Origin of the sequence: Actinoplanes sp. NPDC023801, assembly GCF_040639655.1 — a bacterium.
GTDB lineage: Bacteria > Actinomycetota > Actinomycetes > Mycobacteriales > Micromonosporaceae > Actinoplanes.
Genome location: NZ_JBFAAI010000003.1, coordinates 168,270 through 182,966, shown reverse-complemented (window position 1 = coordinate 182,966; position 14,697 = coordinate 168,270). Strand labels below are relative to the sequence as shown.

13 protein-coding genes are annotated in these 14,697 nt (G+C 70.9%); 7 read left to right on the top strand and 6 right to left on the bottom strand.

Annotation, left to right across the window (positions count from 1 at the left end; translation table 11 throughout):
* Position 1: 1 nt before the first annotated feature.
* Positions 2–1,342: a 3-oxoacyl-ACP reductase gene (locus tag AB0G04_RS07980; RefSeq protein WP_360978378.1), complete on the bottom strand. Its 1,341-nt coding sequence runs from the start codon at positions 1,340–1,342 to the stop codon at positions 2–4.
* 60 nt (positions 1,343–1,402) lie between these two features.
* Between AB0G04_RS07980 and AB0G04_RS07975 the strand changes: the two genes are divergently transcribed.
* Positions 1,403–2,680 (top strand): acetyl-CoA C-acetyltransferase, encoded by a 1,278-nt coding sequence (locus tag AB0G04_RS07975; protein ID WP_360979353.1) that lies wholly within the window; start codon positions 1,403–1,405, stop codon positions 2,678–2,680.
* Positions 2,681–2,737: 57 nt separating this feature from the next.
* Here the strand turns inward: AB0G04_RS07975 and AB0G04_RS07970 are convergent, their stop codons facing one another.
* From AB0G04_RS07970 to dhaM, 3 genes are all read right to left on the bottom strand, one after another.
* On the bottom strand, positions 2,738–4,096 hold the full coding sequence (locus tag AB0G04_RS07970) for an endo-1,4-beta-xylanase (protein ID WP_360978375.1): 1,359 nt from the start codon (positions 4,094–4,096) through the stop codon (positions 2,738–2,740).
* A 170-nt stretch (positions 4,097–4,266) separates the two neighbouring features.
* Positions 4,267–4,524 (bottom strand): HPr family phosphocarrier protein, encoded by a 258-nt coding sequence (locus AB0G04_RS07965; RefSeq protein WP_360978372.1) that lies wholly within the window; start codon positions 4,522–4,524, stop codon positions 4,267–4,269.
* Positions 4,508–4,894, bottom strand: a complete 387-nt coding sequence (gene dhaM, locus AB0G04_RS07960; RefSeq protein WP_360978369.1) for a dihydroxyacetone kinase phosphoryl donor subunit DhaM — start codon at positions 4,892–4,894, stop codon at positions 4,508–4,510. The genes AB0G04_RS07965 and dhaM overlap by 17 nt, the downstream gene beginning before the upstream one ends.
* An 87-nt stretch (positions 4,895–4,981) precedes the next feature.
* Between dhaM and dhaK the strand changes: the two genes are divergently transcribed.
* The 5 genes from dhaK (at position 4,982) to AB0G04_RS07935 (ending at position 10,536) form a co-directional block, all read left to right on the top strand.
* Complete coding sequence (dhaK, locus tag AB0G04_RS07955) at positions 4,982–5,983, top strand: dihydroxyacetone kinase subunit DhaK (RefSeq protein ID WP_360978366.1); 1,002 nt, start codon at positions 4,982–4,984, stop codon at positions 5,981–5,983.
* A gap of 1 nt (position 5,984) precedes the next feature.
* Positions 5,985–6,611: a dihydroxyacetone kinase subunit DhaL gene (dhaL, locus tag AB0G04_RS07950; RefSeq protein WP_360978363.1), complete on the top strand. Its 627-nt coding sequence runs from the start codon at positions 5,985–5,987 to the stop codon at positions 6,609–6,611.
* Positions 6,612–6,762: 151 nt separating this feature from the next.
* Positions 6,763–8,331: a methyl-accepting chemotaxis protein gene (locus tag AB0G04_RS07945; RefSeq protein ID WP_360978360.1), complete on the top strand. Its 1,569-nt coding sequence runs from the start codon at positions 6,763–6,765 to the stop codon at positions 8,329–8,331.
* Positions 8,332–8,401: 70 nt separating this feature from the next.
* Positions 8,402–9,070 carry an acetoacetate decarboxylase family protein gene (locus AB0G04_RS07940; protein WP_360978357.1) on the top strand — a complete coding sequence of 223 codons (669 nt, stop codon included), beginning with the start codon at positions 8,402–8,404 and terminating at the stop codon, positions 9,068–9,070.
* A gap of 128 nt (positions 9,071–9,198) precedes the next feature.
* Complete coding sequence (locus AB0G04_RS07935) at positions 9,199–10,536, top strand: YibE/F family protein (protein WP_360978354.1); 1,338 nt, start codon at positions 9,199–9,201, stop codon at positions 10,534–10,536.
* Positions 10,537–10,566: 30 nt separating this feature from the next.
* Here AB0G04_RS07935 and AB0G04_RS07930 read toward each other — a convergent pair whose 3' ends face one another.
* Both AB0G04_RS07930 and AB0G04_RS07925 read right to left on the bottom strand, forming a co-directional pair.
* Positions 10,567–11,199, bottom strand: coding sequence for a DUF4360 domain-containing protein (locus AB0G04_RS07930; protein ID WP_360978351.1), 633 nt, complete (start codon positions 11,197–11,199; stop codon positions 10,567–10,569).
* A 251-nt stretch (positions 11,200–11,450) separates the two neighbouring features.
* Positions 11,451–13,634: an ATP-dependent RecD-like DNA helicase gene (locus AB0G04_RS07925; RefSeq protein WP_360978348.1), complete on the bottom strand. Its 2,184-nt coding sequence runs from the start codon at positions 13,632–13,634 to the stop codon at positions 11,451–11,453.
* Between the two features lie 59 nt (positions 13,635–13,693).
* Here AB0G04_RS07925 and AB0G04_RS07920 point away from each other — a divergent pair, with 59 nt between their 5' ends.
* Entirely contained in the window at positions 13,694–14,668 is a 975-nt protein-coding gene (locus tag AB0G04_RS07920; protein ID WP_360978345.1) for an acetylxylan esterase, read from the top strand.
* The last annotated feature ends 29 nt before the right edge of the window (positions 14,669–14,697 follow it).

Sequence of the window (14,697 nt, the reverse complement as noted above, 5' to 3'; positions counted from 1 at the left end):
GTCAGGCCCCCAGCAGACTCTGGCCGCACACCCGCACGACGTTGCCGGTGACCGTCGCCGAGCCGGGCGACGCGAGCCAGCCGATGGTCTCGGCCACGTCGACCGGCAGGCCGCCCTGCGACATGCTGTTCAGCCGCCGCCCGGCCTCCCGCAAGCCCATCGGCATCTTCGCGGTCATCGCCGTCTCGATGAAACCCGGCGCCACCGCGTTGATCGTGACACCCCGCCCGGCCAGGATCGGCGCGTACGCCTGGACCAGCCCGATCACCCCGGCCTTGCTCGTCGCGTAATTGGTCTGACCCCGGTTCCCGGCGATGCCGGCGATCGAGGCGACCCCGATGATCCGCCCGCCGGCCGGAATCAGGTCCCGTTCCAGCAGCACTTCGTTGACCCGCTCGGGGGCCGTCAGGTTGACCGCGAGCACCGAGTCCCAGCGGGACCGGTCCATCCGGGCGATCGTCCTGTCCCGGGTGATCCCGGCGTTGTGCACCACGATGTCGACACCGGCGTGCGGTCCGGCCGCCAGATATCCGGCCAGCCGCGCGGGCGCGTCCTCAGCGGTCAGGTCGAGTTGCAGCGCTCGGCCGCGGGTCTCGTTGGCGACGCCGGCCAGCGCGTCGCCGGCGGCCGGCACGTCGAGGGCGATGACTTCGGCGCCGTCGCGGGCCAGGACCCGGGCGATGGCCGCACCGATACCCCGCGCCGCGCCGGTGACCAGGGCCAGTTTGCCGTCGAGCGGGCGGTCCCAGTCGGCCGGCGTGGGCACCGTGCCGGCACCGATCCGGATCACCTGGCCGGAAACGTACGCGGAACGGCCGCTCAGCAGGAACCGCAGCGTCGACTCGGCGGCCGCCTCGCCGCCGGGCGCCACGTGGACCAGTTGCGCGGTCACCCCACGCCCGAACTCCTTGCCGATGCTGCGGGTCAATCCCTCCAGGCTCCGCTGCGCGATCGCCTCCGACGGCGATGCGGTGGTCTCCGGAGGCGTTCCGAGCACGATCACCCGGCCCGACGTCTCCAGGGCGCGGGCGTACGGGTGGAAGAAGTCGTAGAGGGAGCCGAGTCCGGCCGAGTCCCCGATGCCGGTGGCGTCGAAGACGAGCGCGCTGACCCGTACGCCATCGGTGGTGTGGTCGGTGACCTCGACGCCGGCCGCCGCCAGCAGCTTGCGGATCGGCTCGGAGAGCCGGCCGCCCGGCGCCGCGCCCAGCAGGACCGGCCCGTTGGTCAGGGGATCGCCGGGCCGGAAGCGGCGCAGGCGCGGCGGATCAGGAAGCCCGAGGCGCTTGACCACGGTCCGGCCGAGACCGGAGTTGGCGAAGTTCGCGTACCTGTCAGCCATAGCGGTAGCCTACCGGTGAGTAACCCTATGAGCATTCCTGTGTCGATCTGGAGGATAGCCGTGCCGAACGTGCGCCGTGTCGCCGTGCTGGGCGGGAACCGGATTCCGTTCGCCCGATCCAACAGCCGTTATGCCCAGGCGTCGAACCAGGACATGCTGACCGCCGCCCTGGACGGGCTGGTCGCCCGGTTCGGGCTGGCGGGCGTCCAGCTCGGCGAGGTCGTCGCCGGCGCCGTGCTCAAGCACTCCCGCGACTTCAACCTGACCCGTGAGGTGGTGCTCGGTTCGCGGCTCGACCCGCGGACCCCCGCCTACGACATCCAGCAGGCCTGCGGGACCGGGCTGGAGGCCGCGATCCTGGTGGCCAACAAGATCGCGCTCGGGCAGATCGACGCCGGGGTGGCCGGTGGCGTGGACACCACCTCCGACGCCCCGCTCCAGGTCAATGAGGACATGCGCCGCGCGCTGCTGGAACTTAACCGGGCCCGGACCCTCGGCGCGCGCCTGCGGGCTGTCGCCAAGCTGCGCCCGCAGCACGCGGTTCAGCCGGAGCTGCCCCGTAACGCCGAACCCCGCACCGGCCTGTCGATGGGTGAGCACGCGGCGATCACCGCGTTGAGGTGGAACATCGACCGGGCCGCGCAGGACGAGCTGGCGCTGACGTCGCATCAGCGGCTCGCCGCGGCGTACGACAGTGGTTTCTTCGACGATCTTCTGACGCCCTACCTGGGACTGACCCGGGACCAGAACCTGCGTCCGGACTCCACCCTGGAGAAGCTCGCCTCACTCAAACCGGTGTACGGCACGGAGAACGCCACCATGACGGCCGGCAACTCGACGCCGCTCACCGACGGCGCGTCCGCGGTGCTGCTGGCGTCGGAGGAGTGGGCCGCGGAGCGGTCGCTGCCGGTGCTGGCGTGGTTCGCCGACTCGGAGACCGCCGCCGTCGACTACGTGCACGGCGACGAGGGCCTGCTGATGGCGCCCGCCTACGCGGTCCCGCGGATGCTGGCCCGTAACGGGCTGACCCTGCAGGACTTCGACTACTACGAGATCCATGAGGCGTTCGCGTCGCAGGTGCTGTCGACGCTTGCGGCGTGGGAGTCGCCCGAGTTCTGCAAGGACCGGCTGGGCCTGGACGCGCCGCTCGGCTCGATCGACCGTTCGAGGCTGAACGTCAACGGGTCCTCGCTGGCGGCCGGTCACCCGTTCGCCGCTACCGGTGGCCGGATCGTCGCCACGCTGGCGAAGCTGCTGGCCGCGAAGGGTTCCGGCCGTGGCCTGATCTCCATCTGCGCAGCCGGCGGCCAGGGCGTCGTCGCCATCCTGGAACGCTGACCGCCTGTTGCGTGGTGACCCGCGGTCCGTATGTGGGCGCGGGTCACCACGCGTGGGTCAGCGGGCGGTGCAGGTCAGCGTCGTCGACGGCGGGTTGCCGGTGCCCTGGAAGCCGAACGACGTGCTCGCGCTCCCGGCGAGCGTGCCGTTGTAGCCGACGTTCGTGAACGACACCGCCCCGGAGTTGCCGCTCGCGGTGGCGCTCCACGTGTTCGTCACAGCGGCGCCGGTCGGCAGGGAGGCGCCGGCGGTCCAGCCGGTCAGAGCCTCGGTACCCGCCTTGACCGTGACGGTGGCGACGAATCCGCCGTTCCACGCGTTGATCGCGACGGTCGCGGCACAGGTCTTGGTGCCGGGCTGCTGGCTGGTCGACGGCGACACCGACACGCTGGTCGAGGGCGACGGTGAGGACGTGCCGCCGCCGAAGGCGGTCAGCACCGCGTTGTACGCCGGCTTCGGGTTGCCGTTGCCGTCGAACAGCAGCGGGGTGCCGCTGGCGCGCCACGAGTCGGTGTCCCGGATGCCCCAGACGGTGATGCCGTTGCACCGGGTGACGGCGAGGCAGTCCTTGACCACATTGCCGTACGTGGTGGCCTGCGTGGTTCCGGAGCCCTCGATGTCGAGCTCGGTGATCTGCACGTCCACGCCGAGGTCGGCGAAGTTCTGCAGCGTGGTGCGGTAGTTGCCCGGGTACGGCGAGCCGCTGTTGAAGTGCGACTGGAAGCCGACGCAGTCGATCGGCACACCGCGGGCCTTGAAGTCCTTGACCATGTTGTAGACGCCCTGCGTCTTGGCCCAGCTCCAGTTGTCGGTGTTGTAGTCGTTGTAGCAGAGCTTGGCGGCCGGGTCGGCGGCGCGCGCGGTCTTGAACGCGTCCTCGATCCAGTCGTTGCCGGTGCGCTGCAGGTTGGAGTCGCGGCGGCCGCCGTTGCTGTCGTCGAACGCCTCGTTCACCACGTCCCACGAGTCGATCTTGCCCTTGTAGTGGGTCATGACCTGGGTGATGTGGTTCTTCATGGCGTTGCGCAGGGCGGTGCCGCTCATGCTCTGCATCCAGCCGGGCTGTTGCGAGTGCCAGGCCAGGGTGTGGCCGCGGACCTTGGCGCCCATCTCGTTGGCGCGGGTGATCAGCCGGTCGGCGGTGGTGAAGTTGAACTGGTTCTGCTGCGGTTCGAGAGCGTCGATCTTCATCTCGTTCTCGGCCGTGACCGAGTTGAACTCGCGGTTGAGGATGCTCGAGTAGGTCGAGTCGCTCAGCCGGTTGAGCGAGACCGCGGTACCGAAGTAGCGGCCCTTCTCGGCTGCGGCCGCGCCGAGGGTGGTGGCCGCCTCGGCGGATGGGGACAGGACGACGAACGTTCCGGCGGCGAGCAGGCCGGTGGCCAGCACGCCGAGGACGGTACGGGGACGGGTCATGGGGGTCTGCCTTCGGTCCAGTCGATTCGGGGTATCGACGGATGGCTCTGGACGGCCGAAACTTTAGTTATCCCGACCGTGATCCACCAAGTTCAAATTGTCCTTTCTCCCCGGTAATGATGAGGATGGGAGCGCGCCCATGCTGAGGAAGGGCCCCGAAAGTTTCGGAACTACTCGGCGGTTCTCAGAACTTCAGCGACCGCTGCGGCGGCGGACGGCGCGTCGTCGCCGTCGGCGTGCACGGTGACCGTCGCGCCCGCGTTCGCACCGAGCGACATCAGCCGCAGGGCACTGCGGGCGCTCGCCGACCTCTCGCCGTACCGGATCTCCACGGTCGCGGTGAACCCGGCGGCGGCCCGTACCACCGCGCCGGCCGGGCGGGCGTGCAGGGCCGCCGGCAGCACGACGGTCTCAGAACTTGGGGACATCACGGGCCTCCCGGGCGGCGTCGGCGACGGTGTCCAGGTCCGCGCCGGTCGAGGCGAGCACCGCAGCCGCGACCGCGCCCTCCACGAACGGGGCGTCCACCAGCCGCGGGCCGGGCGGCAGATCCTCCAGGACGGTACGGGTGGTCAGCACGGCACTGCCCAGATCGGCCAGCACCAGCACCCCGGCCCCGGCCTCGGCCCGGCGGACCGCGCCCTCGATCAGCTCCGCACTCGTGCCCAGCGTGCCGTCCTCGGTGCCACCGGCCGGTTCCACCCGGACGTCCGGGCCGGCGACCTGCGCGAGCAGATCCCGCAGGCCGGACGCCAATGACGGGCTGTGTGACACGAGCACGATCCCCACGTACGCCATGGATCCCGATCGTAGTCACGCCAAAGGCTTGGCCGAATCACTCAGCGCGACCATGCTGAGGGAGGGACCGAGGCAAAGGAGCCGGCCGTGAAGAAATTCATCAACGATCCGAACGACGTGGTGGCCGAGGCCCTCGCCGGGCTCGCCGCAGCCCACCCCGAGGAACTGCGGGTGGACACCGCCGAGCGGTACATCTGCCGCGTCGGCGCGCCCCGGCCCGGCAAGGTCGCGCTGGTCTCCGGGGGCGGCTCCGGGCACGAGCCGCTGCACGGCGGCTTCGTCGGCCCCGGGATGCTCGACGCCGCCTGCCCCGGCGAGGTCTTCACCTCCCCGGTTCCGGACCAGATCCTCGCCGCCACGAAGGCCGTCGACGGCGGTGCCGGGGTGGTCCACGTGGTGAAGAACTACACCGGGGACGTGATGAACTTCCAGCTCGCCGCCGAGCTCGCCGCCGACGAGGGGATCAGCGTGGAGAGCGTGCTGGTCGACGACGACGTGGCGGTGGAGGACTCGACGTGGACGGCCGGCCGGCGTGGCACCGGCGCCACCCTGCTGGTGGAGAAGATCGCCGGCGCCCGTGCCGAGGAGGGCGGCAAGCTGGCCGAGGTCGCCGCGATCGGGCGCGAGGTGAACGCGGCGTCCGCGTCGTTCGCGTACGCGCTGACCGCCGGAACCACCCCCGCCGCCGGACGTCCCGGTTTCGACCTGCCGGAGGACGAGATCGAGGTGGGCGTCGGCATCCACGGCGAACCCGGGCGCCGCCGGGAGAAGCTGCGTCCGGCGCGGGAGCTGGTCCGCTCGGCTCTCGACGCGATTCTGGAGGCCAAGCCGGTGGGCGACGGCGACCGGGTGATCGTGCTGGTGAACGGGCTGGGCGGGACTCCGCTGCTGGAGCTCTACCTGGTGTACGGCGAGGTCGCCACGACACTGGCCGAGCGCGGCGTGCGGATCACCCGCCGGCTGGTCGGCAACTATGTGACAAGCCTCGACATGGCCGGCCTGTCGATCACCGTGACCCGGGTGACCGACGAGATGCTGCGCCTGTGGGACGCTCCGGTGCGTACGCCCGGACTGCGCTGGGGCGCGTGACGTGGACGTCGCTCTCGCCACCGCCTGGCTGCGCGCGGCCGCCGGCGCCGTCACCGCCGAAGCCGACCTGCTGACCCGCCTGGACTCCGCGATCGGCGACGGCGACCACGGGGTGAACCTGCGGCGCGGCTTCACCGCGGTCGTCGCGGTGCTGGACAGTACCGAGTTCCCCGGCGTGGGTGACGTGTTCGTCCGGGCCGGCGCCACCCTCATCTCGAAGGTGGGCGGCGCCTCCGGCCCCCTGTACGGCAGCGCCCTGCGCGCCGTCGGCAAGGCGTTGCCCCCGGGCCCGTCCGCCGGCCTGGCCGATCTGGCCCACGCGCTGCGGGCGGGCCGGGACGCGGTGTCCAAACTGGGTGGGGCGGCCCCGGGTGACAAGACCATCGTGGACGCCTGGGACCCGGCACTGGCGGCCTTCGAGGAGGCGGTGGCCGGAGGTGCCGCCCTGCCCGAGGCGGCGGCCGGCGCGGCCCGGGCGGCCGGTGACGGGGCCCGGGCCACCACCGCCCTGACCGCCCGCAAAGGCCGCGCCTCCTACCTGGGCGAACGCAGCGCCGGCCACCAGGACCCCGGAGCCACCTCGACCTGGCTGCTCTTCCAGGCGCTGGCGGACGTCACCGCGCCCTGACGTCCCACCCGTCCCTCCCGTCAATCTGAACGACTCGGCACGCCGGAGCCGCCCGCCCCGGAAGACTGGGGACGGGCGCCTCCTCAAGCGCGCACCATCGGTGCCGATCATGCGGTCGAAGGCCGGACGATGAGAGATGGGGACACCGGGGATGGCGCTGAGCAGGTGGTTCGACGACCGGTCGCTGCGCACCAAGATCGGGGCCGCGGCGATGACCGCCACGGTCAGCGGACTGATCGTCGGTGGGCTCGCCGTGAACACGATCCACGAACTGAACCAGAACGCCGCGTCGGCCCACCGGCAGTCGCTGGCGATCGAGTCGGCCGTCGGCTCGTTCAGCACCAACATCGAGGCGTTCAGCGGCAACATGTCCTCGATGCAGCTCTACCCGTCGCTTGCCGACCGGATCAAGCAGGGCATGGCCGCCAACCAGGCCGCGGTCACCGAGGCCTTCACCACGCTCGACAAGCACCTGCCCGGTGACGAGGCGGTCGCCAAGGCCAAGGACGACTGGGCCGACTACCTGGCCTTCATCAGCGCTCCCCCCAAGGGCACGTCACCCGCCGACTTCGCCGAGTCGGTCAAGCAGTACGACAAGCTGCGTACCGCCCTCAGCGCGGACCAGACCGCTCTGCGGGAGCGGGCCGTCCAGATGGCCGAGAAGAGCATCAGCGACGCCGAGGAGTCCGGCTCCTCCGCCGCGTGGACCGTGGGTGTCGTGCTGGTGATCGGCATGATCCTCAGCCTGGTGATCGGTTTCCAGGTCGCGGCCCGGGTGCGCCGTACCGTACGGGCGGTCGGCCGGATCGCCGAAGGGCTCGCGGAGGGTGACCTCACCCGTACGTCCGGAGTGAACAGCCGCGACGAGATCGGCCGGATGGCTGCCGCCCTCGACCAGGGCGTGGCCCGGCTCCGCGAGGACATGGTGAACCTCGGCGGCAGCGTCGGCACCCTGCAGGACGCGGCCGGCCGGCTGACTTCGGTGGCCGGCGGCGTGGACGCGGCCGCGAGCGAGGCGTCGGTGCAGGCCGGAACGGTCGCCAGCGCGGCCGACACGGTCTCGCACAATCTGCAGGTGGTCTCGGCCGGCTCCCAGGAGATGGGTTCCGCCATCCGCGACATCAGCATCTCCACCTCGGAGGCGTCCGAGGTGGCCGCGCAGGCCGTACGGGTGGCCGCCGAGACGAACGCGATCGTGGGCCGGCTCGGTGCCTCGTCCGAGGAGATCTTCACCGTGGTCAAGGTGATCACCAGCATCGCCGAGCAGACGAACCTGCTGGCCCTGAACGCGACCATCGAGGCGGCCCGGGCCGGCGAGGTGGGCAAGGGCTTCGCGGTCGTCGCCGGTGAGGTCAAGGACCTGGCCCAGGAGACGGCCAAGGCCACCGAGGACATCTCCCAGCGGGTGCAGGCGATCCAGGCCGACACCAGCGGCGCGGTCACCGCCATCGGCGAGATCACCGAGATCATCGAACGGATCAACGGGATCCAGCTGACCATCGCCTCAGCCGTCGAGGAGCAGACCGCGACGACCGCCGAGATGAACCGCACCCTCAGCGAGGCCGCGAACGGTGCCGGGGACATCGCGATGACCATCGGCTCGGTCTCCGAGGCGACCCGCCGGACCACCGACACCGTCGGCGAGACGCGGCACGCGGCCGAGGACCTGAGCTCCACGGCGGCCCAGCTGCAGGCCGTGGTCTCCCGCTTCCGCTACTGAGACCCGTCCCCGGTCGCCGAGGGCCATCGAGAGCATTGAACGTTCGCTCAGGGGATGCCAGGGTGGAGGCATGTACCCGCCCGAGCCCTGGCACCTGCGCGGACAGATGTACCTGTCGGTGTTCCTGATCCCCCGTCGTGACATGCCGGCGCTGCCGCCGGTCCTGGCCGCGGCGGTGCGCCCGCTCACCATCGGCGGGCGCGTCGCCGTCGGTGCCGCCTGGGTGTCGTACGAACCCGGTGGCGTCCTGCACTACCGGGAACTGCTCAGCGCCGTCCTGGTCCACGAGCGCGGCCGGCCGCGGGTCAGCATCACCGACATCTGGGTGGACAGCGTCGCCTCCCGTGAGGGCGGCCGACGCCTGTGGGGCATCCCGAAGGACCTGGCCGACTTCCGGATCGACGCGGACACCGAGCCGCTTGTCGACGCCACGATCTCGGCCCCGGAGGGTGAATCGTTCGGCTCCGCGCTGATGCGCCTGAAACGGCGGCTGCCGGGCCGATTCCCGCTCGGTCTCACGGTGGCGCAGCAGTTGGGCCAGCAGGTGCGCCGGACCCCGGTGCGGGGCCGGGCCGGACTGCGGACGGCCTCCGCGGCCTGGCGGCCCGCAGCGGACGGCCCGCTCGGCTACCTGGCCGGCCGGCGTCCCGTGCTCAGCCTGGCGATCACCGACTTCTGGCTCGTCTTCGGCCGCTCGGCCGAGGACCGTGCCAAGCGCACCCGCACCCGCTCGGCCTGACCCCCGGCCAGCCGGGTTTTGGTCCGGGTTTTGCGGGCCGTTGGCTCAGCGCCGCTGAGACGGCGGTGCGCGACAGCCGGGTACGGTTTCGCGGGAACGATCCGCCGCCGACCGCGTCGAGGAGCACGATGAGCACCGACCACCATCACCACGCGCACGGTGACCTGCCGCAACTTCCGCAGGGGCGGCGGCTCACGCTGATGCTCCTCGTGCCGGCGGTGCTGCTGACCCTGGTGGGGATGCTGCTGCTCTGGCCGCGGGACACACCGTCGGTCGAGGGCGCGGACGGCCCGGTCACGGCTGCCGGTCAGGTGGTCACGGTCACCCCGCAGGAGTGCCCGGCGGTGCCGGAGGGGGAGAAGCCGCTGGAGAACTGCGGCACCGTGACGGTCCGGCTGGAGGACGGGACACAGATCACCACGGACATCCCGTCCGGCCCCGGGGCGCCGGAGGTGGCGGCCGGTGACGACGTCACGCTGCTCGTGCTCAACGAGCAGGACGGCAGCAGGAGCTACTCGATCTCCGACCACCAGCGGGGCAGCCGGCTGTGGCTGCTCGGGGCGGCGTTCGCGCTGGCGGTGGTCGCGTTCGGCCGGTGGCGGGGCCTCACCGCGCTCGCCGGGCTCGGCGTCACGTTCGGCATCCTGCTCTGGTTCATCGTCCCGGCGATCCTGGACGGCCGGTCGCCGGTGCTGGTGGCGGTGGTCGGCGCCGCCGCGATCATGCTGACCGTGCTCTATCTGACCCACGGGCTGTCGATCACCACGACGATCGCGGTCGCCGGCACGCTGGCCAGCCTCGCCATCACCGCGGTGCTTGCGGCCGCCGCCACCGCCGGCACCCACCTGACCGGGGTCGCCGACGAGACGTCGAACTTCCTCACCATCTCCTACGGCGACGTGAACATGCGCGGCCTGCTGCTGGCCGGCATCGTGATCGGCTCGCTCGGGGTGCTCGACGACGTGACGGTCACCCAGTCGGCGACCGTCACCGAACTGGCGCTGGCCAATCCGGCGTACGGGTTCCGGCAGCTCTACCGGGCCGCCACCCGGATCGGCCGGGCGCACATCGCCTCGGTGATCAACACGATCGTGCTCGCCTACGCGGGTGCGTCGCTGCCGTTGATGCTGCTGTTCGCGGCCGGCGACACCCCGCTCGGTGAGCTGCTCACCTCGCAGATGATCGCGCAGGAGCTGGTACGCAGCGCGGTCGGCACGATCGGCCTGGTCGCGGCGGTGCCGATCACCACGGCGCTTGCCGCTTTCCTGGCGGCCCGCCGGCACACCGTTCCCGGCGGTCCCGTCGCTTCCGCCGCATCCGGCACTGCCGCCCGGCACGCCGCTCCCGCCGGGCCGGCGGGGTTCGCGGGGCCGACCGGGTCCGCCGCTCCCGCCGGGGAGAAGGAGCGGCGGCACCCGCCGTCGGAGGAGGACCGCTGGGCGGCTTTCGTGGACCGCGACCGCTGAGGCACACCGCGGCGGCCGGGGTGCAACGGCTTACTTGCAGGACTTCCAGGCGACCCGGTACAGCGTGTTGATCGCGGCGTCGGTCGAGTCCATCGACACGAAGTTGGTGTGCTTCTTGGTGTCCGACGTCCCGCGGTTGACCCGCAGGGCCGTGTTGATGTTGAGGTGGCGCTTCTCACCGCACGGCAGGAAGCTGGTCGAGGTGATCGCCACGTGGTCGGTGCGCTGCCAGTCGTCCTCCATCGGGCCCTTGAACTTGTGCGTGCTCTTGGTCGACTGGGAATGTCCCTGGAAGTAGTAGATGCTGCTCTGCTCGCCGTACGCCCCCGGCCGGAGGCTGGCGTATCCGCGGTAGTCGGCGCTCGCGATGGCGAACGTGAATCCGGACGGCACCTGGATGTCGAGCAGAAGCTGGCAGTTCTTCCGGAAATCGAGCGGCGTCGCCTTCGGGCCCACCGAGGCGGTGTACTCGGAGTAGGTGATCGTGAAAGCGGTGTTGTCCGGTGACACCTGGATGGCCGCGGTTCCCTTAGGGCAGCCGGAACCATTGGCGGACGCCACCTTGATCACCATCATCTTGTCCGGTTTAGGGGCCGGATCAGGCGCGGCGTACGCGGGAGCGGCCACCGCGAGCGCACCGAGAAGTGCTGTACCCATCGTCATCGAACGAAACATGAGAATTCCCCCGTTGGTTCCCGCAGCCCCATTTCCGAAACCGGAGAATGGTTCGGAAATGGGCCTGAAGAATGGCTTGTAATGCCAACCCTAGCGATCCTGGGAAGTGCCGGGAGCGGGGCGGGAAACAGCCGTACCAGTGTGCCGAGAACAAGGCCGTTCGGCCGGATTTCCGGAATCACCGCCCACGTGTCCGTCCGATGTGCTACCCCGTGTGCCGGCACATGGCCCGGAGCCTCTCAGCCCAGCCGGCGGGTCAGCGCGGTGTACCGGCGGCCCGCGCCCACCGTGCGCACGGCCGCGGCCAGGGCCCGCCGGGAACCGATCAGCACGACCAGCCGCTTCGCCCGGGTGATGGCGGTGTAGAGCAGGTTGCGCTGCAGCATCATCCAGGCGCTGGTGGTCAGCGGGATGATCACGGCCGGGTACTCCGAACCCTGCGACCGGTGGATCGTGATGGCGTAGGCGTGGGCCAGCTCGTCCAGCTCGTCGAAGTCGTACTCGATCAGTTCGTCCTCGTCCGTGCGTACCGTCAGGGTCTGTTCCTCGGGCGACAGCCCGGTGACCACGCCGACGGTGCCGTTGAAGACGCCGGCCGCGCCCTTGTCGTAGTTGTTCCGGATCTGGGTCACCTTGTCGCCGACCCGGAACACCCGCCCGCCCATCCGCCGTTCCGGCAGCCCTTCCCGGTGCGGGGTGAGTTCCTGCTGGAGCAGGTTGTTGAGCGCGCCCGCCCCGGCCGGGCCGCGATGCATGGGCGCGAGGATCTGGATGTCGCGGCGCGGATCGAGACCGAACTTGCGGGGGACCCGGCGGCAGGCCACGTCCACGGTGAGTTCCGCGGTGGCCTCGGTGTCGTCGCAGGGGAACAGGAAGAAGTCGGTCAGGCCCTCGAAGCGCGGCGGTTTGCCCTGGTTGACACGGTGTGCGTTGGTGACCACACCGCTCTCGGCGGCCTGCCGGAAGATCTGGGTGAGCCGCACGCGGGGGATCACGTCGGCGGCCAGCAGATCGCGCAGCACCTCACCGGCACCGACCGAGGGCAGCTGGTCGACGTCGCCAACGAGCAGCAGGTGCGCGCCCGGCGGTACGGCCTTGACCAGCTTGTTGGCCAGGATCAGGTCCAGCATGGAGGCCTCGTCGACGACGAGCAGGTCGGTGTCGAGCGGGTTGTCGCGGTCGAACGTGGCGTCCCCGCCGGGCTGGAGCTTGAGCAGGCGGTGCACGGTCGCGGCCGGGTGGCCGGTCAGCTCGGCGAGCCGTTTCGCGGCCCGGCCGGTCGGCGCCACCAGCTGGATCTTGGCGTTCTTGGCGGCGGCGAGTTCGACGATCGAGCGTACGGTGAAACTCTTGCCGCACCCGGGCCCGCCGGTCAGGACCGCGACCTTCGAGGTCAGCGCGAGCCGGACGGCCTGTTCCTGTTCGGGCGCGAGTGTCGAGCCGGTGCGCTGGTGCAGCCAGCCCAGGGCCTTGCCCCAGTCCACCGCGCCGAAGTGCGGCATCCGGTCCGCGGTGCCGCGCAGCAGGGCGACGAGCGAGGAGGCGAGGGACTGCTCCGCCCGCTGGAAGGGCACCAGATAGATCGCGTCGTCCTCGCGGACCACGCCCTCCTCCTCGACCAGTTCGTCGAGACATGACGGGATCAGCGTGCCCGGCACCTCGAGGATCTTCGCGGCCTCGGCCATCAGCTCGTTGGCGGGCAGGAAGCAGTGCCCGTTGTCGGTGGCCTGCGACAGCGTGTACTGCAGGCCGGCTTTCACCCGTTCGGGACTGTCGTGCGGGATGCCGACCGCCTGCGCGATGGTGTCCGCGGTCTTGAACCCGATGCCCCAGACGTCCGCGGCCAGCTTGTAGGGACTGTTCTTGACCACGCTGATGCTGGCGTCGCCGTACTTCTTGTAGATCCGCACGGCGATCGAGGTGGACACCCCCACGCCCTGCAGGAAGACCATCACCTCCTTGATCGCCTTCTGCTCGGCCCACGCCGCGGTGATCTTGGCGGTACGTTTCGGGCCCAGCCCGGCGACCTCGATCAACCGGTCGGGCGCGGTCTCGATGATCTCCAGGGTCTCGAGTCCGAAATGGTCCACGATGCGTTCGGCGAACACCGGCCCGATGCCCTTGACCAGTCCGGACCCCAGGTAGCGGCGGATGCCCTGCACGGTGGCCGGGAGCACCGTGGTGTACGAGACGACCTCGAACTGCCGCCCGTACTGCGGATGCGACGACCACCAGCCGCTCAGCCGCAGGCTCTCACCCGGCTGCGCGCCGAGCAGCGCGCCCACCACGGTCAGCAGGTCCGAACCGCTGCGCGAGGTGGCGACCCGGGCCACCGTGTAGCCGGTCTCCTCGTTCACATAGGTCAGCCGCTCCAGGACGGCTTCGAGGACGTGGGGAGCGGGGCGGGTGGCTTCCGGTGGCACGCGCCCATCGTGCACTCGGGGGGTGGAGAAGGCCAACCCCGGCGCCTAGCGTGATCGGCATGGCGCTTTTTGACCTCCCGCTCCCCGAATTGCGCGAGTACCGTCTCGCTCGCTCCGAGCCCGCCGGCTTCGACGACTTCTGGTCCGGCACCCTGGCGAGTGCCCGCCACCTGGCCCGGTCGCCGAAACTCGCCGAGGTCCGTACCCCGCTCCGTGGTGTCACCACCTACGACGTCACCTTCACCGGCTACTCCGGCCAGCCGATCCGGGCCTGGCTGAACCGTCCGGCGGGTGCCACCGGGCCGCTGCCGGTCGCGGTCGAGTTCATCGGGTACGGCGGTGGGCGCGGCCTGCCGATCGACTGGCTGGTCTGGGCCGGTGCCGGCTATGCGCATCTGGTGATGGACACCCGCGGCCAGGGCGGTGCCTGGCGCGGTGGCGACACCCCGGACCCGGACGACTCCGGAGCCGGTCCGTCCACCCCGGGCTTCCTGACCCGTGGCGTGCTCGCCCCCGAGACGTTCTACTACCGGCGGCTGGTCACCGATGCGGTACGGGCCGTGGAGACCGCGGCCGAGCTGCCCGGCGTGGACCCGTCCCGTCTCGTGGTGACCGGGAAGAGCCAGGGCGGGGCGCTCGCGCTGGCCGCTGCCGGTCTGGTGCCGGACCTGGTGTCGGCCGTGGTCGCCGGGGTGCCGTTCCTCTGCGACATCCAGCGGGCGATCACGATCACCGACAGCAATCCGTACGCCGAGGTGGTGCGGTTCCTCCGTGCCAACCCGCGGGCCGCCGAACAGACCTTGAGCACGCTGGACCACGTGGATGCCGTCCACTTCGCCCGGCGGATCACGGCACCGTCGATCCTGTCCGCGGCGCTGATGGACGACGTGTGCCCGCCGTCCGGCGTGTTCGCCGCCTACAACGCGATCCAGGGGCTGAAGGAGATCGAGGTGTACCCGTGGGACGACCACGCGGGCGGCCGTAGCTTCTTCGATACCGCGGCTCTCGAGTTCGTGGAGGATCGGCTGAGCTGAGCCCCTATGTAGAGAAACGGCAGAGGGTG

Coding starts and splice junctions, on each gene's coding strand:
- AB0G04_RS07980 (WP_360978378.1), bottom strand. CDS start 1,342: ATGGCTGACAGGTACGCGAACTTCGCCAACTCCGGTCTCGGCCGGACC.
- AB0G04_RS07970 (WP_360978375.1), bottom strand. CDS start 4,096: ATGACCCGTCCCCGTACCGTCCTCGGCGTGCTGGCCACCGGCCTGCTC.
- AB0G04_RS07965 (WP_360978372.1), bottom strand. CDS start 4,524: ATGTCCCCAAGTTCTGAGACCGTCGTGCTGCCGGCGGCCCTGCACGCC.
- dhaM (WP_360978369.1), bottom strand. CDS start 4,894: ATGGCGTACGTGGGGATCGTGCTCGTGTCACACAGCCCGTCATTGGCG.
- AB0G04_RS07945 (WP_360978360.1), top strand. CDS start 6,763: ATGGCGCTGAGCAGGTGGTTCGACGACCGGTCGCTGCGCACCAAGATC.
- AB0G04_RS07940 (WP_360978357.1), top strand. CDS start 8,402: ATGTACCCGCCCGAGCCCTGGCACCTGCGCGGACAGATGTACCTGTCG.
- AB0G04_RS07935 (WP_360978354.1), top strand. CDS start 9,199: ATGAGCACCGACCACCATCACCACGCGCACGGTGACCTGCCGCAACTT.
- AB0G04_RS07930 (WP_360978351.1), bottom strand. CDS start 11,199: ATGACGATGGGTACAGCACTTCTCGGTGCGCTCGCGGTGGCCGCTCCC.
- AB0G04_RS07920 (WP_360978345.1), top strand. CDS start 13,694: ATGGCGCTTTTTGACCTCCCGCTCCCCGAATTGCGCGAGTACCGTCTC.